Source organism: Sphingomonas sp. M1A8_2b (genome assembly GCF_053345535.1).
The window spans coordinates 1,258,250-1,277,090 of sequence record NZ_JBKFAH010000001.1 but is presented as its reverse complement, the minus strand read 5'-3'; the positions used below and the strand labels follow the sequence as shown (position 1 = coordinate 1,277,090).

Genomic DNA, 18,841 nt, shown 5'->3' with positions numbered 1-18,841 from the left:
GATCTGCGTGCCTGATGCCGCTCGACGATTTCCGAGGAGGCTTCATGCGTACAGTGTTTCTGATTGGGTTGGCCGGCGCGCTCGCGGGCTGCGCGGCCGACCTGCCCCGGCACCGCGGACCAGGCAGTCCGGGACAGGGGCCGCATCGCGGCGACGGCGAGGGTGCCGACCGTGGCCGCGGCCAGTTGTTCATCAGTCCGATGGGCGAGCCGTTCCGGGCATCGCAACATCCCGGCGCCGCGCAGGCACTATGGTTCGCAGGCGCCGATGCCGATAGCGACGGCCGGATCACCGAAGCCGAATTTCAGCGCGATGCGATGCGCTTCTTCGCGGTACTCGATCGCGGTAAGGACGGCGAAATCGATCCCGACGACATCGCCTATTATGAAAACATCCTGGTCCCGGAGATCCGCGTCGCATCCGGCGGCCGTGGCGCGTCCGGCGCAGGCGGCGGCCGCCGCTCGGGCGGTGGTCGAGGGCGCGGCGGAGGCGGTGGACGCGGGGGCGGCGGTCAGGGCATGCACATGGGCAGCGACGACGGCAAAAAAACCGATGCCACCGTCCACGAACGGCTGGGCGCGGCGCGGTTCGGTTTCTTCGATCTTCCCGAACCCGTCATCGCCGCCGATCGCAACCTGAACCGCGGCGTCGATCGATCCGAATTCGCGATGGCCGCCGCTACCCGGTTTGCCGCGCTCGATCGCAACCACGACGGCGCCCTGACTCGCGGCGAACTGCCCAGGGCGGGCGCCGAAACCTGGCGGAACGGGTCGGATCGCCCCGCTCCCCCGCCTCCGCAGTCCCAATCGGCCGAGGATCGCGAGACGCCGTGATCTGCCGTCGCCGGCACGATCACGGCGTCTCTATCGTTGGGCTGCGGTCAGGGGCGGGGCGGCATCCCGCCCATTCGTGGCGGATCACCGTCCCCGCCATGCATCGGTCCGTGCAGCCCCGGCCCCCGACCCGGCCCTTGCCGCAGCCGCATCAACGCCTCGAACGACCGCCGCTGTGCTGGGTCGAGACTCGCGTAGAACGTCCGTGCCGCGGTGATCCTGCGCGTATCCTCTTCGGTTCGCCGCGCCGAATCCTGCGCCATCCGATCCAGCCGGTGAGCGAACCCGTCGCTCGCGGCATCGTCTCCGATGCCCGGGGCCCGATCGCCGGCGGATGGTGGCGGCGGCGGCGCCATCGATTGAAGGAATGCGGTCAACGCCGGTCGCTGGTCCGCGCGCAGTGCCAGCAAGAGCGCTATGTCGTCGGCCTCCCGCGCCTGCATCTTCGCGAAATCGGCACGCGGCGGCGGTCCGTCTCCCGGGCCTTGCGCCTGCGCCCCGTGCGACACCCCCACCGTCGTCGCAAGCAATGCGAGCCCGGCCAAGCCGGTCATCCTTGATCTCGTCGTCATCATAGTCCCCTCTTCCAAAACACGCGCCCGATCATCCCAGCACGCCCGAGACGATCCAGCGGCGGCTGACCGCGGATTTGACGATCGCCGCGCCGCAGCGTCGGCACGCAGAGCGCTGGACGTGCTGATTCGCGACGTCGCGGTGACGCGATCGCGGCGCGTGAAGGCCGACGGCGCAATCAGGTGATCGTGAAACGCGGATCTGCATGGTGGCCCCCTGCCGATGGATCGAAGCATCATCATGGCTGGCGAAGTTTTCCCCGATGTGTCGGCGGCGTTGCCACAGAGCGGGCCGCAGGCTGCCGCCGGATCGAGCCAAGCTTGGCATTTGCGCGGCGTAGTCGATTCTGGTGACGCCTTCTGCCACGGTTCGGCGTTCTGTTTCCCGAGCGCCGTCGCTCGCCCTAGTGGAGCCCAGCATGGCTGAATCCGATCTCGTCGCGTTCTCCGATATCCAACTCAGGCCCGATCCGTCGCGGACGGTGATCCGCCCGTTCAACGTCGAATATCCCGGCCCCTTCAAGGTAGACGGCCACCCGCGTGCCGAACGCGTGATCGATCGCGTGCTGTCGCTCACCGCCGAGGAGCGCCATGCCGAGCGCAAGCGCGTCATCGTGTCGCTCGACGAGCGTCACCGCGATGTCGACGATCTGCTGCTGCACCGCTTCGGCGAGGTGATGGCGGTGCTCAAGGACCCGCGGCCGATCGATCACGACCAGCAACTGCTGATCGGCGCCTATCTCAGCGAGGAATATTCGTTCGAGGCCGCCGCGCTGTTCAACCCGAGCATGGTGCTGCATCCCGAACAGGACGGTGCGCCCGCCGATGGGCTGCGCTTCATCCTGTCGCTGCGCGGGATCGGCGAGGGTCATGTCTCGTCGGTGACGTTCCGGACCGGCAGCTGGTCGCAGAGCCAGGGCTTTTCGATCGATCCGGCCAGCCAGACCGCGGTGCCGCCGCGGATCGAGCCGTCGGATCGGGGCGCCGTCGACGGTGGTCCGACCCGGCTGCAATGCGGTGGCAGTCGCGAGGTGTCGGAGACGGTGCTGTTCCCGATCCTGCCGAGCCAGCGTCAGGGGATCGAGGATCTGCGGCTGGTCCGGTTCGTCGATGGCGACGCGGTCCACTATCTCGGCACCTACACCGCGTTCAGCGGGTCGGAGGCACGTTGCGAGCTGCTCCGCGGCGAGGATTTCAAGACGTTCGAGATGCAGCCCATGCGCGGCACCGTCGCCGCGACCAAGGGCATGGCGCTGTTCCCGCGCAAGATCGACGGCCGCTATGCGATGCTCGGGCGGCAGGACAACGAGAATATCTGGTATCTCACCTCCGACGATCTGCTGACGTGGAACGGCGGCACCAAGATCATCGAGCCGAAATGGCCGTGGGAGTTCATCCAGATGGGCAATTGCGGATCGCCGATCGAGATCGACGAGGGCTGGCTGGTGCTGACCCACGGCGTCGGCAGCGTCCGCAACTATTGCGTCGGCGCGGCGCTGCTCGACAAGCACGACCCGACCAAGCTGCTCGCACGGCTGACCGACCCGCTGATCGTGCCGAGCCCGGCGGAACGCGACGGCTATGTCCCGAACGTCGTCTACAGCTGCGGCGGAATCGTCCACGACCGCACGCTGCTGCTGCCCTACGGCGTGGCCGACAACTTCGCCTCGTTCGCGACGGTCGATGTCGGGCGGCTGGTAGCGGCGATGGCCTGACGCCTTTTCAGCCGCTCGGCAGCGTGTTGCGCGGCGTGTTCCCCATGCACCGTCGCCCCGGATCGGTCCGGGGCGACGGAATCGACGTTACCCCGCGGGATAGGCCGGTTGCACGATCAGCCGCGTCCCGGCGAAGTCTTCCGCGGCAACGGCATCGATCTGACGCTCGATCCCGCGCGTGAGCCCTCCCGGAACGGTCACCGCGAAGCCGCGCGCGATCAGCCCCTCGACCGCCCAACGCACGCAATAATCCGCCGCTACCCCGATCACCGTGACATCGGTGACACCCCGCGACGCGAGATCGGCGAAGAACCTGTCGCGCGCGACGGTCGGCTCCGCCACATCGCGCGCGCTTTCGATCATCAGCCCCGGCTCTGCCCACATATCGAACACCCCCTTCTCGATCCGCCACACCGGGATCGCCGGATCGACCAGCGTGACGTCGAGCATGTTCCCCCAGCCCTCCGTCCCGCGCACGCAGTGGATCGGGAACATCTCGGCCTCGGGCGACGCCGCATAGGTTTCGCGGAAATGCGTATCGAAGGTGAACAGCACGCCCGCCACATCGCCGGGCTCCAGCGCGGACAGCCAGGCCTGCATCGGCGCGACCAAAGCCGCCGCCCCCGCGACGCTCAGCGCACCGTCCGCCGCCATGAAATGCCACTGCGTATCCACCACGACCACGAACCGCGCCATCGCCCGTCTCCTTTGCCCGCTGCTTGACACACTCGCGTCTTCTCGGACACCCGCAGCACTCGCAACGCAGGAGCCCGCGCGCATGGCCGTGACCGATATCGCCACCCGGACGTACAATCACAATTTCCGGCTCGATCCGATCGTGCGCAGCCTGCTCGATACCGATTTCTACAAGCTGTTGATGCTGCAGATGATCCGGCAGGTATATCCGGACGTGACCGCTACCTTCGCGCTCATCAACCGGACGAAGACGGTACGACTGGCGGAGATCGTCGACGAGGCCGAACTGCGCGCGCAACTGGATTATGCGCGCACGCTGCGGTTCGCCAAGAAGGAGCTGATCTGGCTCGCGGGCAACAGCTTCTACGGGAAGCAGAAGATGTTCGGGCCCGACTTCCTGGCCTGGCTCGCCGATTTCCAGTTGCCCGCCTACGATCTGCGCAAGGTCGACGGTCAGTACGAGCTGCATTTCGAGGGGCCATGGGCGCACACCACGATGTGGGAAATTCCCGCGCTGACGATCATCAACGAGCTGAAATCACGTGCCGCTTTACGTGACCGCGGCCGCTTCGCGCTCGACATCGTCTACGCACGCGCCAAGGCGAAGCTGTGGGAGAAGGTCGAGCGGCTGCGCGAACTGCCCGATCTCGTGCTGTCCGACTTCGGCACGCGGCGGCGGCACGGTTTCCTGTGGCAGCGCTGGTGCGTCGAAGCGTTGAAGGAAGGCCTGGGCGATCGGTTCATCGGTACGTCGAACGTGCTGCTGGCGATGGACGCGGATCTGGAGGCGATCGGCACCAACGCGCACGAACTGCCGATGGTCGCCGCCGCGCTGGCCGAGAGCGATGCGGAGCTGGCCGAGGCGCCGTACCGCGTGCTGGAGCATTGGCGGCAACATTATAATGGCAATTTGCTGATCGCGCTTCCCGACGCGTTCGGCACGACTGCGTTCCTGCGCAACGCGCCGCACTGGCTGTCCGAATGGACCGGCTTTCGCCCCGACAGCGCGCCGCCGATCGCGGGTGGCGACCAGATCATCCGCTGGTGGGAGGAACAGGGCGTGGATCCGAAGACCAAGCTGCTGATCTTTTCCGACGGGATGGACATCGACACGATCGAGCAGGTGTATGGCCATTTCCACGGCCGGGTGCGGATGAGCTTCGGCTGGGGGACCAACCTGACCAACGACTTCCGCGGCTGCGATCCGGACGAGGCGACCGCGCTGGAGCCGATCTCGCTCGTCTGCAAGGTGATCGAGGCTAACGGGCGGCCGGCGGTGAAGCTGTCGGATAATCCGGCCAAGGCGACCGGCGAGCCGAGCGAAATCGCGCGGTATCTGCGGGTGTTCGGGGAAGCGGACCGCGAGACGGCGCCGGTTTTGGTATGACTGCTTGTCAACTCCCCTCCCTGGAAGGGAGGGGGCGGGGGTGGGTCGGCTTCCGTAACGGGCGACGTTGCGGCACGAGCCGGCCTACCCACCCCCAGCCCCTCCCTTTCAGGGAGGGGAGCACCATCCTGCTTAATCCTCAACCAGTTTCATGAACCGCCGCTCGACCGGGGCCAGCACCGGCCCCAGTTCGTGGCCGCGCTTCACCACCGCGCCGGCCTCCCCGATCAGTGCCCACATGCCCTGCTTGTTGCGCAGCGACGGCCGTTTTTCGATCCTGAACTCGGGTCGTTCGGCGGCGCGACGGAAGGCGGCGAACACCGCGGCGTCCTTGCCGAGATCGATCGCATAATCGCGCCAGTGGCCCGCCGCGACCATCCGGCCGTACAGGTCCAGGATCCGGTTCAGTTCGAGGCGTTCGAAGCCGACCTGCGTCGCCTTGGACGGTGTGGGAAAAGGGACGACGCCCATCAGTTATCCACCATCATGCGCGGTCGCGACGGTCCTCTGGATGCTCGTCGGCGAGCAGCGCGTCGAGCCGCTTGCGCATCGTCTCCAGCTCGCAGCGCATGATTTCCATCTTCTGCGTCGCCGGATCGAACATCTCGCTGCAAGGTGTACCGTACGGCACGAAGCGCGGTACTTCGGGTGCGTTGCCGCCCTCGATCGTCGTCGCGCGCGCGGGAATGCCGACCACCGTCGTCCCCTCGGGCACGTCGCGCGTCACGACCGCGTTGGCGCCCACCCGCGAGCGCTTGCCGAGCGTGATCGGTCCCAACACCTGCGCGCCCGAGCCGATGATCGCGCCGTCGGAGATGGTCGGGTGGCGCTTGCCCTGGACGCCGTTGTCGGGGCTGGTGCCTCCGAGCGTGACGCACTGGTAGATCGTGACGTCGTCGCCGATCTCGGCGGTCTCGCCGATCACGACGAAACCGTGGTCGATGAAGAAATTACGGCCGATCGTCGCGCCCGGATGGATGTCGATCGCGGTCGTGAAGCGCGACCAGTGATTGACGCAGCGCGCGAGGAAATAGAGCTTCGCCTTGTACAGGCGGTGCGCGATACGGTGATAACCGAGCGCCCAGACGCCGGGATACAGCATGATTTCGGCACGGGAATGCGGGGCAGGATCGCGCGCACGGATCGAATCCAGATAGGCCAACAGTCCGCTCGACATCCGCAATCCCCTACGCGAACCCCGTATCTAAGACATCGGCCGGTCGATTTCCAGAACCGGGTCACCGCTTAGCTGGCACGGGGAGAGCGCCGGCGGGATCGGGGTAAAGCCTATCTTTGTTGTGGGATTAGCTGGCGCGTTGCAGTCTGGCCGCGCCATCACCGGGGGATGCCGATGTTCGACCTGACGACCGTGAGTTTCGAAACGCTGTTACCATTCATCCTGGTCGGGTTTGCCGCGCAGATCGTCGACGGCGCGCTGGGGATGGCGTTCGGGGTGATCTCGAACACGCTGTTGCTGTGGGTCGGCGTGCCGCCCGCCGCGGCGTCGGCGGGCGTGCATACCGTCGAGACGTTCACGACCGCGGTGTCGGGGATCAGCCATGTGCTGCACAAGAACGTCAACTGGACGCTCTTCCTGCGGTTGATGATCCCGGGCGTGATCGGCGGCGTGCTGGGCGCGTACGTGCTGTCGAACATCGACGCGAGCACGGCGAAACCGTTCATCCTCGCCTATCTGACGTCGATCGGCGTGTACCTGCTGTACCGGGGCTTGCGCTATCCGCCGAAGCAGAAGGAGCCGAAGATCGTCGAGCCGCTCGGGCTGATCGGCGGGTTTCTCGATGCGGCGGGTGGCGGCGGCTGGGGGCCGGTGGTGACGTCGAACCTGCTGGTCCAGGGCGCATCGCCGCGCACCACGATCGGGACGGTGAATACCGCCGAGTTCTTCCTGACCGCGACGATCTCGGCGACGTTCATCACGCAGCTCGGCTGGGCGGCGTTCACGCAGGCGACGGTGGGCTTGCTGATCGGCGGCGTGCTGGCGGCGCCGTTCGGGGCGATGCTGGCCAAGCGCGTGCCGGCGAAGACGCTGATGGTGTTGGTTGGTGTGATCCTGACGATCACAAGCTTGTTCGGGCTATACCGGGCGATCTGGCACTAACGGAACTCCCCTCCCGCTTGCGGGAGGGGTCGGGGGAGGGGCTGGCTTCACTACGCCGGCGCGGTTCGAAGAGAAGCCCCTCCCCTAATCCCTCCCGCAGGCGGGAGGGGAACAGAAGGTCACAGCGTGGCGTGGACCGTCGCGACTGCCGCCATCACGGCACCGATGCGCACCGAGGTCTGAATCGCTTCCGCCGTAACGCCGGCCTTCTTCAAAATCTGCTCGTGGCTGTCGATGCACATGCCGCAGCCGTTCATCGCCGACACCGCCAGGCTGAACAGCTCGAAATCGACCTTGTCGATGCCCGGCTGGCCGATCACGTTCATCCGCAGCTTGGCCGGCATGTTGCGGTATTCCTGGTTCCCGGCGAGATGCGTGAACCGGTAGTAGACGTTGTTCATCGCCATCACCGCGGCAGCTGCGCGGGCTGCGTTCGCGGCCTCGGGCGAGAGCTTCGGCGCGCATTCGGCCTCGGCGGCCTCGACCAGCGGCTTGTAGCCAGAGCCGTGCGCGCAGGTGAGCAGCAGGCCGTATTTGCGCTGGTCGGTGAGATGCGTCTCGTTCAGCAGCGAGCCGACGTTGAGGCGGATGTCCTTGGCGTAGTCGGGCAGTTGCCCTGCGAATTCCTTGAGCGACATGATAATTCCTTCTGCTCCCCTTCCGCTTGCGGGAGGGGAGTTTCAGTTACGCAGCGAGCTGGAGGACGTCGTCGCCCTTGTTCCAGTTGCACGGGCAGAGCTCGTCGGTCTGCAGCGCGTCGAGCACGCGGAGCGTCTCCGCGGGGTTGCGGCCGACGTTCAGGCCGTTGACCTGGACCGCCTGGATGACATTGTCCGGGTCGATGATGAAGGTCGCACGGAACGCGACATGCTCGTTCTTGTCGACGATGCCGAGCGCGTCGGCGAGCTTCGCGCCATTATCCGCCAGCCACGGGAAGTCCGCCGCGGCCAGGTCCGCGTCCGACTTGCGCCAGGCGAGGTGGACGTGCGCGGTGTCGGTCGACGCACCGATCAGCACGGCGTCGCGATCCTCGAAATCGCCGCGGATGTCGCTGTAGCCGACGATCTCGGTCGGGCACACGAAGGTGAAGTCCTTCGGCCAGTAGAACAACACCTTCCACTTGCCGGGGTAGGCAGTCGTCAGGTCGAGCGTCTCGCCGGCGGGCAGCGCGGCAACGCCCTGCTGGACGGGAATGGTCATCGAGGGGAACTGATCGCCGATGGTCAACATGATGGAAGCCTCCTGAAAAATCTTTGGCTCCAGACATCCTCGCAGGCGGCGGGTGTTCCGCTCGTTCGTTGTGCAATGCGGTATATGGGGACTGGCGTTATCGATCCAACGGGCTATTTATCATCCGATGATCGATAGAGACGATTAATGGCGGCCACCTACCTCCCCACGTTGAAACAGTTGCAATATTTGGTTGCGCTGAAGGACCACGGCCATTTCGGGCGGGCGGCCGAGGCGTGCTTCGTGACGCAATCGACGCTGTCGGCGGGCCTGCGCGAGCTGGAAACGCTGATCGGCGTGGTGCTCGTCGAGCGCACCCGGCGGGTGGTGCGGTTCACGCCATTGGGGGATTCGATCGCCGACAAGGCGCGGCGCGTGCTGCGCGAGGCGGAGGAGCTGGGCGACATGGCGCGTGCCGCCGGCCAGCCGCTGTCGGGCGACATGCGGATGAGCGTCATCCCGACGATCGCGCCGTTCATGCTGCCCCGCATCCTGCCGCGGCTGCGGAAAGATTATCCGGACCTGAAGCTGTTCCTGCGCGAGGAGCCGAGTGGCCCGGCCTGCGAAGGGCTGCATAACGGGCGGACCGATTGCGTGCTGCTCGCCCTGCCCTATGCGTGCGGTGAGGTGACCTCGGAAACGCTGTTCGAGGATCGGTTGTTCGTCGCGTATCCGTCGGGCGAGGTGCCGTCGGCGCTGCCGGCGATCCCGGCGTCGGCGATCGACGAGACCCGGCTGCTGCTGCTCGAAGACGGGCATTGCCTGAAGGATCATGCGCTCGGCGCGTGCAACCGGCCCGAGTTGCGCGCCGAGGCGACGATGCTGGGCACGTCGCTGCACACGATCGTGCAGATGGTCGACAACGGGCTCGGCATCACGATGCTGCCCGAGATGGCGCTGAAGGCGGGCATTCTCGATAACACCAACATCACCGCGAGGCCGCTCGACGAGATCAACGCGGTGCGGAAGATCGCGCTCGTCTGGCGCCGTGCGAGCCCGCGCGAAAAGGATTTCCGGTTGATGGCGAAGGCACTGGCCGACGTCCAGTGACCGGCTCCACTCGACGGGAGATTGGCACGGATGCGCAACCAACTCCGCGTTCGATCGTATCTTTCGCAGTTCCCGCTGGAGACCCGATAATGTCGAAGACGCTTCCCTTGCTGCTGATCACGAGCGCGCTGGCGCTCGCTGCGTGCAGTGGCAAATCGAAGGACGACGTGGCCAGTGCGTCGACCACCCCCGCGCAGACCGCGGCGCTGGCAGTCCCCAACGGCCCCCCCGCCGTCTCGAATCCAACCGTCGGCGGTGTGCCGATGATGGCGACGCAGACGATCGTCGACAACGCCTCTGCCGCGCCGAATCTCTCGACGCTGGTCGCCGCGGTGAAGGCCGCCGGCCTGGTGCCGACGCTGTCGGGTCCGGGCCCGTTCACGGTGTTCGCGCCGACCAACGACGCGTTCGGACGGCTCGCACCCGGTATGGTCGACACGTTGCTGAAGCCGGAGAACAAGGCGTCGCTGACCAAGGTGTTGACCTATCACGTGGTCCCCGGTGTGGTGACGGCCGACGATCTGCGCAAGCGGATCGCCGCGGGTCGCGGCACCGCGACGCTCACGACGGTCGAGGGCGACCCGATCACCGCGACGCTGGTCGGTGCGGTCATCACGCTGACCGACGTCAACGGCAACAAGAGCTATGTCGAAACCGCGGACGTCCGCCAGTCGAACGGCATCGTCCATGTCGTCAACGGCGTGATCGTGCCGAAACTGAGCTGATCGGCGCGATCCCGGGCTCGGTTCGTCTCGGCAATGCCGCGCCTTATCGGGCGAAACGTTGAACCCGCCTCGGCCGAATACCTACTTTCCACCGCTACAGTTTCCGCCTGTCCCATCCATGATCTCTGGAGCTACAGATGACCATCAAGACCACTCTCATGATCGCTACCGCCTCGACGCTGTTGCTGGCCGCCGGCGCGACGGCGCAGACGACGACCGCACCCGCGGCGCCCGCAACGACGCCCGCAACGACGACGGCACCGCGGGCCACCACCGCTGCTCCGGGCGCGCCGGCGGCTTCGACCGCGGCACCGACGATGACGATTGCCGCTGCGCTGCCGACGCTGCCGAACCGCGCCACGCTGACCAAGCTGGTGACCGCGGCCAAGCTGCAGACCACGCTCGCAGGGCCGGGCCCGTTCACGGTGTTCGCACCGAGTGACGAGGCCTTCACGCGGCTGCCGGCCGGTGCGCTCGACACGCTGCTGAAGCCGGAATCGGCACCGACGCTCGCGACGATCCTCAAGTATCACGTCGTCGCTGGCGCGCTGACCGCCGAGCAGTTGAAGGCGCAGATCACCGCAGGTGGTGGCAAGGCCACGCTGACGACGCTTGCCGGCCAGCCGCTGATCGCCTCGCTCGAGGCAAATGGCAACATCGCGCTGACGGATACCGCCGGGATCAAGTCGTTCGTCGATACCGCCGATATCAAGGAGACGAACGGGATCGTCCACCTGACTAACGGCATGAGCGTCCCGAAGCTCGGCTGATCACGAAGTCAGTCTGATTAGTTTGCGGGCCGCTGTCTACTAAGGAGGCGGCGGCCCGAATTGCATAGGCCGTTAAAGATTGTTTCCCCGCGAAAGCTAGAACCCAGACTGGACTCCCGCGTTCGCGGGAGAACAGATTTTGGACGGACGAGTTCGGTCTGCCATCCCGACGATATCAGCAAACCGTGTGTTGTTGTCGGGCCAAAAGCGGTCAGCTATCCCGCGCTTCCCACCGCGCTGCGGCCGCATGGTCGCCATCCCGCGCCTCGACCCACCGCGCGTCCACACCGCGCGTCTCGCGTTTCCAGAACGGTGCGTCCGTCTTCAATCGATCGATCAGATACGCACACGCTTCCAACGCCGCGCCGCGATGCGCCGCCGTCGCCGCGACGAAGACGATCCGCTCCCCCGGCTGCATCGGCCCGACCCGGTGGACGATCACCGCGGCACTCAGGTTCCATCGCGCGATCGCAGTCTCGGCGACCTTGAGCAGCGCCGCCTCCGTCGCGCCCGGATAATGCTCGAGCTCCAGCGTGGCGACACCGTCGTCCGCCCGAACCAGCCCGGTAAAGGTCGCGACCGCCCCCGCGCCCGCCGCCTCGGCGCGGGTCATCTCCGCCGCGATATCGATCGCCGACTGCTGGACCGAGATATGAATCATCCGCCCGTCACCGGTGGGAAGATAGCGATCTCCGTCGCCCGCCCGATCGCCGTATCGAGGCCGACGAAATCCTGGTCGATCGCCGCCCGCAACCGCGCCCGGTTCTCGAACGCGCCGGCATGCGCGGCGCTCGTCTCGGCCAGCCAGTCGACCAGATCGGCCACCGTCACCACGCTCGCAGGAGGCTCGACCGTCTCCTCGCCGGTACCGATCCGCTCGCGCACCCAGGCGAAATACACCATTCGCAGCGCCATGATCAGTCCATGTGCTTCAGGCCGACGCGGAGATAATCCCACCCCGTCAGCAGCGTCAGCACGGCCGCACCCCACAACGCGACGATCCCCACGGTGTGGACCCAGACCATGTCCGGTACCGACCCGCCAAGGATGATGCCGCCGAGCGACACGAGTTGCAGCGTCGTCTTCCACTTGGCGAGCTGCGACACGGGTACAGAGACCTGCACCTGCGCCAGGAATTCGCGCAAGCCCGACACCGCGATCTCGCGCAGCAGGATCACCAGCGCCGCGATGACGTGGATGCCGGCGATATCGCGCGTTCCGACCAGGATCAGAATGACTGCGGCGACCATGATCTTGTCGGCGATCGGATCGAGGAAGATCCCCAATCGCGACACCGCGCCGCTCGATCGCGCTAGATAGCCGTCGAAATAATCGGTGATGCCCATCAGGCAATACAGCACGAAGGCGATGCCGTACCCCGCCTCCCAGTCGGGCCACCACAGGAACCAGACCAGCAGGGGCACCGCGACGATCCGCGACAATGTCAGGAGGTTAGGCAAGCTCAGCACCCACCACCTCTATACCGGTCGGTCGCGCGGCGAAACCGGTTTAAGCGTTGGCGTGAGCATGGCGCTGGGCTAAGGGTTTAGCGTATTTTCGCAACGATCTGGGCGATTTCTCGCATGCTTAATGCCCTCGGGTTGCTGAAGCAACGTCGCTTCCTGCCCCTGTTCACCACGCAGTTTCTCGGCGCGTTCAACGACAACCTGTTCAAGACTTCGATGGTCCTGTTCGCCACCTATGCGGTCTTCAACGACCCGAAGATGGAGGCGAACTTCAACGCGCTGGCGACGGGACTCGGCATCCTGCCGTTCTTCCTGCTGTCCGCGCTCGCCGGGCAATTGGCGGACAGTCACGATAAGGCGCGGATCATCCGGATCGTGAAGACGGTCGAGATCGGCATCATGATCCTGGGTGCGACTGGGCTGATGGTCGCGCGCGCCGGGCATCCGTCGCTGGGCATCGGGCTGATGCTCGGCGCGGTACTGTGTCTCGGCGTTCATTCGACCTTTTTCGGCCCGATCAAATACGCGATCCTGCCGCAGCATCTCAAACCCTGCGACGTGCTAGGCGGCACCGGACTGGTCGAGGCGGGGACGTATCTCGCGATCCTGCTGGGCACGGTTACGGCCGGCTGGATCCCGATCGAGGGCGCCGCCGCCAGCGTCTTGATCGTCGCGGTGATCGGCTGGTTCTCCGGCCGCCAGGTGCCGCCGGCGCCGCGCGAAGGCCCGCCGCTGAAGCTCGACTACAACCCGTTCACGGCGTCTTGGCGACTGATCAGCGCGACGCTGCACATTCCACGCCTGTTCCTCGCGATCGTCGCGATCAGCTTCTTCTGGACGATCGGCGCGGTGCTGATCATCGTGTTTCCACCGCTGGTGAAGAACGTGCTGACCGCCGACGAGCGAGTCGCCAGCTTCGTGATCGCGGTGTTCTCGATCGGCGTCGCGATCGGCTCGGTGGTGATCAACTCGATGCTGCGCGGGCGCATATCGGCGAAGTTCTCGCCCGCGTCGGTGATCGCGATGGGCGGCTTCGTCGTGTTGTTCTCGTTCCTCGCGCGCAACTGGACGCCGGCGCCACCGGGTCAATATTACGATTGGGCGGGCTTCATCCGCCAGCCGGGCGCGATCCCGGTGCTGGGATGCCTGCTGGCGATCGCGGTCACCGGCGGGATGTTCGTGGTGCCGCTCTATGCGTTCCTCACCACGACGGTCGAGAAGGACCAGACCGCGCGCACCGTGGCGGCCAACAACGTCGTCAATTCGGGGGCGATGACGATCGGCTCGATCCTGGTCATCGGCATCACATCGATGGGCGTCTCGCCGGAGGACATGCTGTTCCTCGTCGCGGCGATGTGCCTCGTCTCGGCATGGCTCGCACAGCGACTGCACCGCGCCTGCGACGACGATGCCGACAGCTGTCTTCCGGTTCTCAGAAAATGAAGCTGTAGAAACAGGTGAAGAACGCCGCGAAGCTGAGCAGGAACAGCTTCACGTCGTGATCGTCGTTCTTCGCGCTGGCGACCACCGGCGGCGGCAGCGATCGGCGCAGCGGGTGGCGGGCAGCTTCGTTGGTGAGGACTAGGCGTCTGGTCATGGTGCAACCGTTAACGTCGCGTTTACCAAATCGCCCAGCCTCAAAAATGGTTAAACCGGCGCCGTCCGGGAATGGGACGGAATCGCAGGTTCGGAACCACCCGGAGAGCCACGCCGTACGACGCTGTATTTGCAGCCATGACGCGTATAAGCTGCCGACATCGCCCGCGATTTCGTCGGGTCCAGGACCAGACGCATCCAACAGATTGCCGCCCTTCCCTATGTGATCGATGCCGACGGCCATGCGCAGGTGATGCTGATCACCTCGCGGGATACCGGTCGCTGGGTGATCCCCAAGGGCAACCCGATCGTCGGGCTCGCCAGCCATGAGGCCGCCGCGCAGGAAGCGTATGAGGAAGCCGGGATCCGCGGCATCCCCTGCCCCTCCCCGGTCGGACAATTCGCGTACCGCAAGCGCCGCCGCACCGGCCGCTACCGCGACATGATCGTCACCGTGTTTCCGCTCGCGTTCGTCGAGCAGGTCGACGACTGGCCCGAGCGTCATCAGCGCGACACACGCTGGTTTACGCTTGATCGCGCGGCGGAGGCTGTCAATGAGCCCGGCCTGAAGGCGCTGATCGCTGCTTTCCGCGAGCCGCCGATCCCGGCATCGCTCGCGCAACGTATCTTACCCGTCGTACGCACGAGTGCGAAAAGGAGAATTCCGATGCTGGGCTGGTTCCAGTCGCTGATGCCGAAGCAGGGACGGTTCTTCGAACTGTTCGACGCGCATGCCGCGACCTTGGTCGCCGGCGCCGATGCGCTCGCACGGCTACTCCACGGCGAAGGCTCGATCGAGGGCCAGATCGCCGAGATCGTCAAGCGCGAGCACGAGGCCGACGATATCACGCGCGAGGTCCTCCAGGACGTTCGCCGCGTGTTCGTGACGCCGTTCGACCGCAGCGCGATCACGGATTTGATCGGCGTGATGGACGACGCGATCGACCAGATGAACGGCACCGCCAACGCGATCGCGCTGTACGAGGTCACCGAATTCTCGCCGCAGATGCGCGACATGGCGGGAATCATCGTCGAGGCCGCACGGATTACGGCAGAGGCGATCCCTCTGCTGCGGTCGCTGGGGACCAACGCGGGCCGGTTGCATGACCTGACCGCACGGCTGATCCAGATCGAGGGGCATGCCGACGACATCCACGACACGGGCCTGCGCGCGCTGTTTCAGGCGTCGAAGATCAGTGCGGACCCGATGACCTTCATCATCAACCGCGAAATCTACAGCAGCCTGGAAAAGATCGTCGACCGCTTCGAAGACGTCGCGAACGAGATCCAGGGGCTGGTCATCGACCATGCTTGATATGTCGCTTGAGTCCAAGACCTCCCACGAAGCTCCCCCCCGGCGAAGGCCGGGGCCCAATTGGGGGACGGCAATAACGAAGGATCGCGCGCCGTTACTGCAACCTCTCCAATTGGACCCCGGCCTTCGCCGGGGGGGTGGAATGATGGCGGATAGGGCAGTGGTCGCATGATCCTCTCCCTCCCCCTCCTCATCGGCCTTATCGGCATAGCGCTGCTGTTCGACTTCCTGAACGGCCTGCACGACGCCGCGAACTCGATCGCCACGGTCGTCTCCACGCGCGTGCTGAAGCCCCAATACGCAGTCCTCTGGGCGGCGTTCTTCAACTTCATCGCGTTCGCCGTCTTCGGTCTCCACGTCGCGCAGACCGTCGGTACAGGCATCGTCCAGGCGCACGTCATCGACGCCCAAGTGATCTTCGCCGCGCTGATGGGCGCGATCGCGTGGAACGTCATCACCTGGGTGCTCGGCATCCCGTCGAGCAGCAGCCATGCGCTGATCGGCGGCCTGCTCGGCGCGGGGATCGCCAAGGTCGGCTTCGGCGCGATCGTCTGGAAGGGCGTGATCGCCACCGTCCTGGCGATCTTCGCGTCGCCCGCGATCGGCCTGGGGCTCGCGCTGGTGTTAGTGTTGATCGTCGCATGGACCAGCCTCAAGCTCACCCCGCTCGGCGTCGACAAGCGTTTCCGGAAACTCCAGTTGGTCTCCGCCGCGCTCTATTCGCTCGGCCATGGCGGCAACGACGCGCAGAAGACGATGGGGATCATCGCCGTGCTGCTCTATTCGCAGGGCCTGCTCGGCGGCGAATTCCACGTGCCGCTCTGGGTGGTGCTGTCCTGCCAGGCGGCGATGGCGCTCGGCACGCTGTCGGGTGGCTGGCGGATCGTCCACACGATGGGCTCGAAGATCACGCGCCTTACCCCGGCGCAGGGGTTCTGCGCGGAAACTGGCGGCGCGATCACATTGTTCGCCGCGACCTATCTCGGCATCCCGGTCTCGTCGACGCACACCATTACCGGCTCGATCGTCGGCGTCGGCGCCGCCCGGAGGCTCTCCGCCGTCCGCTGGAACGTCGCCAGCAACATCGTCGTCGCCTGGACGCTGACGCTTCCGGCGGCCGGGTTGATCGGCGCGGGGACGTATCTGCTGGTCGTGCTGTTCGTCTGAACGACCTCATGTCCCCAAGAGACACTCTATTGACGCGGACGTAAACGGCTCCGACACTCCCGGTCGAGCGAAGGACAATGATCCCTCGCCGCCAGGGAGAGGACATCATGAAGACGACCTATACGGCGTTGCTGCTCGGGAGCGCGCTGAGTATCGCGAGTCCGGGCCAGGCACAGACCGCCAGCCCGACCAGCGTCGCGGCGAGCGAGCCCTATAACCGCATGATAGTGTTCGGCGACAGCCTCGCCGACGGCGGCTATTACCTGGCGCTCGATCCAAGCCTGCCACGCGACGCGGGCAGCTTCACGACCAACCCGGACCCGGTCTCGCCCGAAGTCCTCGCGGCGCGACTCGGCCTCCCGCTCGATCCGGTCTACGGCAAGGGCGGGACCAATTACGCGGTCGGCGGCGCGCGCGTGACCGCGGCCAATGGATTTTCCATCCCGGTCACGACCCAGATCAGCAACTTCCTCGCCGCCGGCGGAACGTTCGGGCCGCGTGATCTCGTCTACATCCAGGGCGGCGGGAACGACTATTTCGCGTTCCAGGCGGCGGGCAGCCCCAACACCGCGATCCTGACGACGGCGGCAACCCAGCTTGCCGCGCAGGTCAGCCGGCTCCAGACGGCGGGCGCGACGCGGATCGTCACGCTCGCGGTCCAGACCGGCGGCGCGGCGGGGCTCCAGCTGTTCAACCGGACCTATGCCGCGGCCTTGGCGGCGGCGAACGTGAACGCGCTGTATTTCGATACAGACCGGCTGTTCGGCGAACTCGTCGCCAGCCCCGCGACCTATGGCTACACCAATATCACCGGCGTCGCCTGCACGGTACCGTCGTCGCTCGCCTGCACGCGCGCGACGCTCGTCACGCCCGACGCCAACGAGACCTATATCCTCGCCGATAGCGTCCACCCTTCGGGCAAAACGCAGCGCATCCAGGGGCAGGCCGTGGCCAGCCTCGTCCAGGCCCCCGACCAGATCGCCGGGCTCGGCTATGCAGCGCAGGCGATGTTCCGCGGCCAGCGCGACCTGTTCGAAGGCGCCGAGCGCGGCGGCGCGCAGCGTAGCGGCCATGCGCTGTCGCTGTTCGGCAGTGCGGGCTATCATTATTACGCGAGCGGCAATTCCGCCCAGCGCGTCGGGATCACCGAGCGCGGCTTTAGCGGCATCGCAGGCGCCGACCTCGCGATCGGCGATGCGTCGGGAGTCGGCGTGGCTGGCGGCTATTCGGATGGCACCGGCGACTTCAAGGCCGGCGCCGGCACTTACAAACCGCGCGCCTGGTCGGTCAGCGGCTACGCGCGCGGTGAACTTGGCCCGGTGCGCCTGCTCGCGGACGGGACGTACGGCGAGATCGATTATCGCCACATCCGGCGCACCGTCCAGCTCGGCCCGGCGATCCGCTCGCACGAGGGAGAAACCGACGGCACCTACGTCGCCGGCCGCGTCACCGCCGCGTTCGATCTGATCACGCTCGGCGGCGTGGCGTTCGGCCCCGACCTCGCCGCGCAATACGACCGTGTCCGGATTGCCGGCTATGCGGAGACCGGCGGGCTCTCGACCGCGGCGGCGTTCGGCAAGCAGGAGGTGAAAAGCCTGACTGGCCGGTTCGGCGCCGTGGTCCGGACCGTCCCGGGCGAGCCGGTGCGGTTCTTCGCCCGCGCCGGCTACGAGCGCGAGTTCGACGACGATCCGCGGACACTGACGCTGACCCCGACCGGTGCTCCGATCAGCTTCACGAGCACGGTGGAACGTGCCGATCGCAGTTACATGAGCTACGCGATGGGTGTGGACGGCAATGTCGCGGGCCAATTGTCGCTTCGCGCCGGTGTCGCCGGCTACGCGCTGCGCGACGACCGCGACAGCGTGTCGGCGTTCGCAGGGCTATCAGCCGCGTTCTAGCTGCGTGGCGACAGTGTTCGGGATGTGGAGTGCCGCATTCCGAACACCGTTCGAGGCGGGCTAAGACAATAGACCAACGACGTTGCCGTCCGGCCCGATCGCGCTATCTGGGACATCGGTCCAGTCGAGCGGTCATCAACGGAAATGGTGGAGCCGAGGGGGATCGAACCCCTGACCTTTCGCATGCCATGCGAACGCTCTCCCAGCTGAGCTACGGCCCCATTCCCGTTGGGAGGCGGGTCACTAACCGGACCCGCCCGGGTTGGCAAGCGGCGTAAATGCCGCCTGCCAAATTTATT

General features: G+C 66.2%; 22 protein-coding genes and 1 tRNA gene. 11 read left to right on the top strand and 12 right to left on the bottom strand.

Going from position 1 to position 18,841, the window contains the following annotated elements; genetic code table 11:
* The first annotated feature begins 44 nt into the window (after positions 1–44).
* A complete protein-coding gene (locus tag ACLBWL_RS05935) occupies positions 45–833 on the top strand; it encodes an EF-hand domain-containing protein (RefSeq protein WP_447791079.1) in 789 nt (262 codons plus the stop codon).
* Positions 834–880: 47 nt separating this feature from the next.
* Here ACLBWL_RS05935 and ACLBWL_RS05930 read toward each other — a convergent pair whose 3' ends face one another.
* Positions 881–1,387 (bottom strand): Spy/CpxP family protein refolding chaperone, encoded by a 507-nt coding sequence (locus ACLBWL_RS05930; protein ID WP_447791078.1) that lies wholly within the window; start codon positions 1,385–1,387, stop codon positions 881–883.
* A 49-nt stretch (positions 1,388–1,436) separates the two neighbouring features.
* On the bottom strand, positions 1,437–1,772 hold the full coding sequence (locus ACLBWL_RS05925; protein ID WP_447791076.1) for a hypothetical protein: 336 nt from the start codon (positions 1,770–1,772) through the stop codon (positions 1,437–1,439).
* A gap of 52 nt (positions 1,773–1,824) precedes the next feature.
* On the opposite strand from ACLBWL_RS05925, the gene ACLBWL_RS05920 reads away from it, so the two are divergent.
* The gene (locus ACLBWL_RS05920; RefSeq protein WP_447791074.1) at positions 1,825–3,120 is read left to right on the top strand and encodes a glycoside hydrolase family 130 protein; all 1,296 of its coding nucleotides are present in this window, start codon (positions 1,825–1,827) and stop codon (positions 3,118–3,120) included.
* A gap of 87 nt (positions 3,121–3,207) precedes the next feature.
* Here the strand turns inward: ACLBWL_RS05920 and ACLBWL_RS05915 are convergent, their stop codons facing one another.
* Complete coding sequence (locus tag ACLBWL_RS05915; protein WP_447791072.1) at positions 3,208–3,816, bottom strand: cysteine hydrolase family protein; 609 nt, start codon at positions 3,814–3,816, stop codon at positions 3,208–3,210.
* A gap of 82 nt (positions 3,817–3,898) precedes the next feature.
* Here ACLBWL_RS05915 and pncB point away from each other — a divergent pair, with 82 nt between their 5' ends.
* Complete coding sequence (gene pncB, locus ACLBWL_RS05910; RefSeq protein WP_447791071.1) at positions 3,899–5,203, top strand: nicotinate phosphoribosyltransferase; 1,305 nt, start codon at positions 3,899–3,901, stop codon at positions 5,201–5,203.
* A 132-nt stretch (positions 5,204–5,335) separates the two neighbouring features.
* Here the strand turns inward: pncB and ACLBWL_RS05905 are convergent, their stop codons facing one another.
* Both ACLBWL_RS05905 and epsC read right to left on the bottom strand, forming a co-directional pair.
* Complete coding sequence (locus ACLBWL_RS05905) at positions 5,336–5,674, bottom strand: DUF2794 domain-containing protein (RefSeq protein ID WP_056051400.1); 339 nt, start codon at positions 5,672–5,674, stop codon at positions 5,336–5,338.
* Between the two features lie 13 nt (positions 5,675–5,687).
* Positions 5,688–6,380 carry a serine O-acetyltransferase EpsC gene (epsC, locus tag ACLBWL_RS05900; RefSeq protein ID WP_447791069.1) on the bottom strand — a complete coding sequence of 231 codons (693 nt, stop codon included), beginning with the start codon at positions 6,378–6,380 and terminating at the stop codon, positions 5,688–5,690.
* A 174-nt stretch (positions 6,381–6,554) separates the two neighbouring features.
* Here epsC and ACLBWL_RS05895 point away from each other — a divergent pair, with 174 nt between their 5' ends.
* Positions 6,555–7,322: a sulfite exporter TauE/SafE family protein gene (locus ACLBWL_RS05895; RefSeq protein WP_447791067.1), complete on the top strand. Its 768-nt coding sequence runs from the start codon at positions 6,555–6,557 to the stop codon at positions 7,320–7,322.
* A 119-nt stretch (positions 7,323–7,441) separates the two neighbouring features.
* Here the strand turns inward: ACLBWL_RS05895 and ACLBWL_RS05890 are convergent, their stop codons facing one another.
* Together ACLBWL_RS05890 and ACLBWL_RS05885 are read right to left on the bottom strand one after the other, a co-directional pair.
* A complete protein-coding gene (locus tag ACLBWL_RS05890) occupies positions 7,442–7,960 on the bottom strand; it encodes a carboxymuconolactone decarboxylase family protein (RefSeq protein WP_056051403.1) in 519 nt (172 codons plus the stop codon).
* A 46-nt stretch (positions 7,961–8,006) separates the two neighbouring features.
* On the bottom strand, positions 8,007–8,552 hold the full coding sequence (locus ACLBWL_RS05885) for a peroxiredoxin (protein WP_132738959.1): 546 nt from the start codon (positions 8,550–8,552) through the stop codon (positions 8,007–8,009).
* Between the two features lie 147 nt (positions 8,553–8,699).
* On the opposite strand from ACLBWL_RS05885, the gene ACLBWL_RS05880 reads away from it, so the two are divergent.
* The 3 genes from ACLBWL_RS05880 (at position 8,700) to ACLBWL_RS05870 (ending at position 11,097) form a co-directional block, all read left to right on the top strand.
* Positions 8,700–9,602 (top strand): hydrogen peroxide-inducible genes activator, encoded by a 903-nt coding sequence (locus ACLBWL_RS05880; RefSeq protein WP_447791064.1) that lies wholly within the window; start codon positions 8,700–8,702, stop codon positions 9,600–9,602.
* 89 nt (positions 9,603–9,691) lie between these two features.
* A complete protein-coding gene (locus ACLBWL_RS05875; RefSeq protein ID WP_447791062.1) occupies positions 9,692–10,327 on the top strand; it encodes a fasciclin domain-containing protein in 636 nt (211 codons plus the stop codon).
* 137 nt (positions 10,328–10,464) lie between these two features.
* Complete coding sequence (locus ACLBWL_RS05870) at positions 10,465–11,097, top strand: fasciclin domain-containing protein (protein WP_447791060.1); 633 nt, start codon at positions 10,465–10,467, stop codon at positions 11,095–11,097.
* Between the two features lie 211 nt (positions 11,098–11,308).
* Here ACLBWL_RS05870 and ACLBWL_RS05865 read toward each other — a convergent pair whose 3' ends face one another.
* Genes ACLBWL_RS05865 through pgsA form a run of 3 tightly spaced genes read right to left on the bottom strand, consistent with a single transcriptional unit; the run spans position 11,309 to position 12,566 of the window.
* On the bottom strand, positions 11,309–11,758 hold the full coding sequence (locus ACLBWL_RS05865; protein ID WP_447791058.1) for a molybdenum cofactor biosynthesis protein MoaE: 450 nt from the start codon (positions 11,756–11,758) through the stop codon (positions 11,309–11,311).
* Entirely contained in the window at positions 11,755–12,012 is a 258-nt protein-coding gene (moaD, locus tag ACLBWL_RS05860; protein ID WP_447791056.1) for a molybdopterin converting factor subunit 1, read from the bottom strand. Before moaD ends, ACLBWL_RS05865 begins: the two co-directional genes overlap by 4 nt.
* Positions 12,013–12,014: 2 nt before the next feature.
* Positions 12,015–12,566, bottom strand: coding sequence for a CDP-diacylglycerol--glycerol-3-phosphate 3-phosphatidyltransferase (gene pgsA, locus ACLBWL_RS05855; protein ID WP_447791054.1), 552 nt, complete (start codon positions 12,564–12,566; stop codon positions 12,015–12,017).
* A 114-nt stretch (positions 12,567–12,680) separates the two neighbouring features.
* Between pgsA and ACLBWL_RS05850 the strand changes: the two genes are divergently transcribed.
* Positions 12,681–14,006 carry an MFS transporter gene (locus tag ACLBWL_RS05850; RefSeq protein WP_447791052.1) on the top strand — a complete coding sequence of 442 codons (1,326 nt, stop codon included), beginning with the start codon at positions 12,681–12,683 and terminating at the stop codon, positions 14,004–14,006.
* On the opposite strand, the gene ACLBWL_RS05845 is transcribed toward ACLBWL_RS05850, so the two are convergent.
* A complete protein-coding gene (locus tag ACLBWL_RS05845) occupies positions 13,996–14,160 on the bottom strand; it encodes a hypothetical protein (protein WP_165899569.1) in 165 nt (54 codons plus the stop codon). The two genes, ACLBWL_RS05850 and ACLBWL_RS05845, sit on opposite strands and share 11 nt — an antisense overlap.
* A 195-nt stretch (positions 14,161–14,355) precedes the next feature.
* Here ACLBWL_RS05845 and ACLBWL_RS05840 point away from each other — a divergent pair, with 195 nt between their 5' ends.
* The 3 genes from ACLBWL_RS05840 to ACLBWL_RS05830 all read left to right on the top strand — a co-directional run bounded on the left by ACLBWL_RS05840 (position 14,356) and on the right by ACLBWL_RS05830 (position 18,542).
* A complete protein-coding gene (locus ACLBWL_RS05840; RefSeq protein WP_447792018.1) occupies positions 14,356–15,474 on the top strand; it encodes a DUF47 family protein in 1,119 nt (372 codons plus the stop codon).
* A 168-nt stretch (positions 15,475–15,642) separates the two neighbouring features.
* Positions 15,643–16,641, top strand: a complete 999-nt coding sequence (locus ACLBWL_RS05835; RefSeq protein ID WP_447791050.1) for an anion permease — start codon at positions 15,643–15,645, stop codon at positions 16,639–16,641.
* Between the two features lie 107 nt (positions 16,642–16,748).
* The gene (locus ACLBWL_RS05830) at positions 16,749–18,542 is read left to right on the top strand and encodes an autotransporter domain-containing protein (protein WP_447791048.1); all 1,794 of its coding nucleotides are present in this window, start codon (positions 16,749–16,751) and stop codon (positions 18,540–18,542) included.
* 145 nt (positions 18,543–18,687) lie between these two features.
* Here ACLBWL_RS05830 and ACLBWL_RS05825 read toward each other — a convergent pair.
* Positions 18,688–18,763 (bottom strand) — tRNA-Ala (locus ACLBWL_RS05825).
* Positions 18,764–18,841 lie beyond the last annotated feature (78 nt).

Excerpts from the sequence above, each read along its gene's own strand:
- ACLBWL_RS05935 (WP_447791079.1), top strand. The coding sequence starts at position 45 with ATGCGTACAGTGTTTCTGATTGGGTTGGCCGGCGCGCTCGCGGGCTGC.
- ACLBWL_RS05930 (WP_447791078.1), bottom strand. The coding sequence starts at position 1,387 with ATGACCGGCTTGGCCGGGCTCGCATTGCTTGCGACGACGGTGGGGGTG.
- ACLBWL_RS05920 (WP_447791074.1), top strand. The coding sequence starts at position 1,825 with ATGGCTGAATCCGATCTCGTCGCGTTCTCCGATATCCAACTCAGGCCC.
- ACLBWL_RS05915 (WP_447791072.1), bottom strand. The coding sequence starts at position 3,816 with ATGGCGCGGTTCGTGGTCGTGGTGGATACGCAGTGGCATTTCATGGCG.
- pncB (WP_447791071.1), top strand. The coding sequence starts at position 3,899 with ATGGCCGTGACCGATATCGCCACCCGGACGTACAATCACAATTTCCGG.
- ACLBWL_RS05905 (WP_056051400.1), bottom strand. The coding sequence starts at position 5,674 with ATGGGCGTCGTCCCTTTTCCCACACCGTCCAAGGCGACGCAGGTCGGC.
- epsC (WP_447791069.1), bottom strand. The coding sequence starts at position 6,380 with ATGTCGAGCGGACTGTTGGCCTATCTGGATTCGATCCGTGCGCGCGAT.
- ACLBWL_RS05895 (WP_447791067.1), top strand. The coding sequence starts at position 6,555 with ATGTTCGACCTGACGACCGTGAGTTTCGAAACGCTGTTACCATTCATC.
- ACLBWL_RS05890 (WP_056051403.1), bottom strand. The coding sequence starts at position 7,960 with ATGTCGCTCAAGGAATTCGCAGGGCAACTGCCCGACTACGCCAAGGAC.
- ACLBWL_RS05885 (WP_132738959.1), bottom strand. The coding sequence starts at position 8,552 with ATGTTGACCATCGGCGATCAGTTCCCCTCGATGACCATTCCCGTCCAG.
- ACLBWL_RS05880 (WP_447791064.1), top strand. The coding sequence starts at position 8,700 with ATGGCGGCCACCTACCTCCCCACGTTGAAACAGTTGCAATATTTGGTT.
- ACLBWL_RS05875 (WP_447791062.1), top strand. The coding sequence starts at position 9,692 with ATGTCGAAGACGCTTCCCTTGCTGCTGATCACGAGCGCGCTGGCGCTC.
- ACLBWL_RS05870 (WP_447791060.1), top strand. The coding sequence starts at position 10,465 with ATGACCATCAAGACCACTCTCATGATCGCTACCGCCTCGACGCTGTTG.
- ACLBWL_RS05865 (WP_447791058.1), bottom strand. The coding sequence starts at position 11,758 with ATGATTCATATCTCGGTCCAGCAGTCGGCGATCGATATCGCGGCGGAG.
- moaD (WP_447791056.1), bottom strand. The coding sequence starts at position 12,012 with ATGGCGCTGCGAATGGTGTATTTCGCCTGGGTGCGCGAGCGGATCGGT.
- ACLBWL_RS05850 (WP_447791052.1), top strand. The coding sequence starts at position 12,681 with ATGCTTAATGCCCTCGGGTTGCTGAAGCAACGTCGCTTCCTGCCCCTG.
- ACLBWL_RS05845 (WP_165899569.1), bottom strand. The coding sequence starts at position 14,160 with ATGACCAGACGCCTAGTCCTCACCAACGAAGCTGCCCGCCACCCGCTG.
- ACLBWL_RS05835 (WP_447791050.1), top strand. The coding sequence starts at position 15,643 with ATGATCCTCTCCCTCCCCCTCCTCATCGGCCTTATCGGCATAGCGCTG.
- ACLBWL_RS05830 (WP_447791048.1), top strand. The coding sequence starts at position 16,749 with ATGAAGACGACCTATACGGCGTTGCTGCTCGGGAGCGCGCTGAGTATC.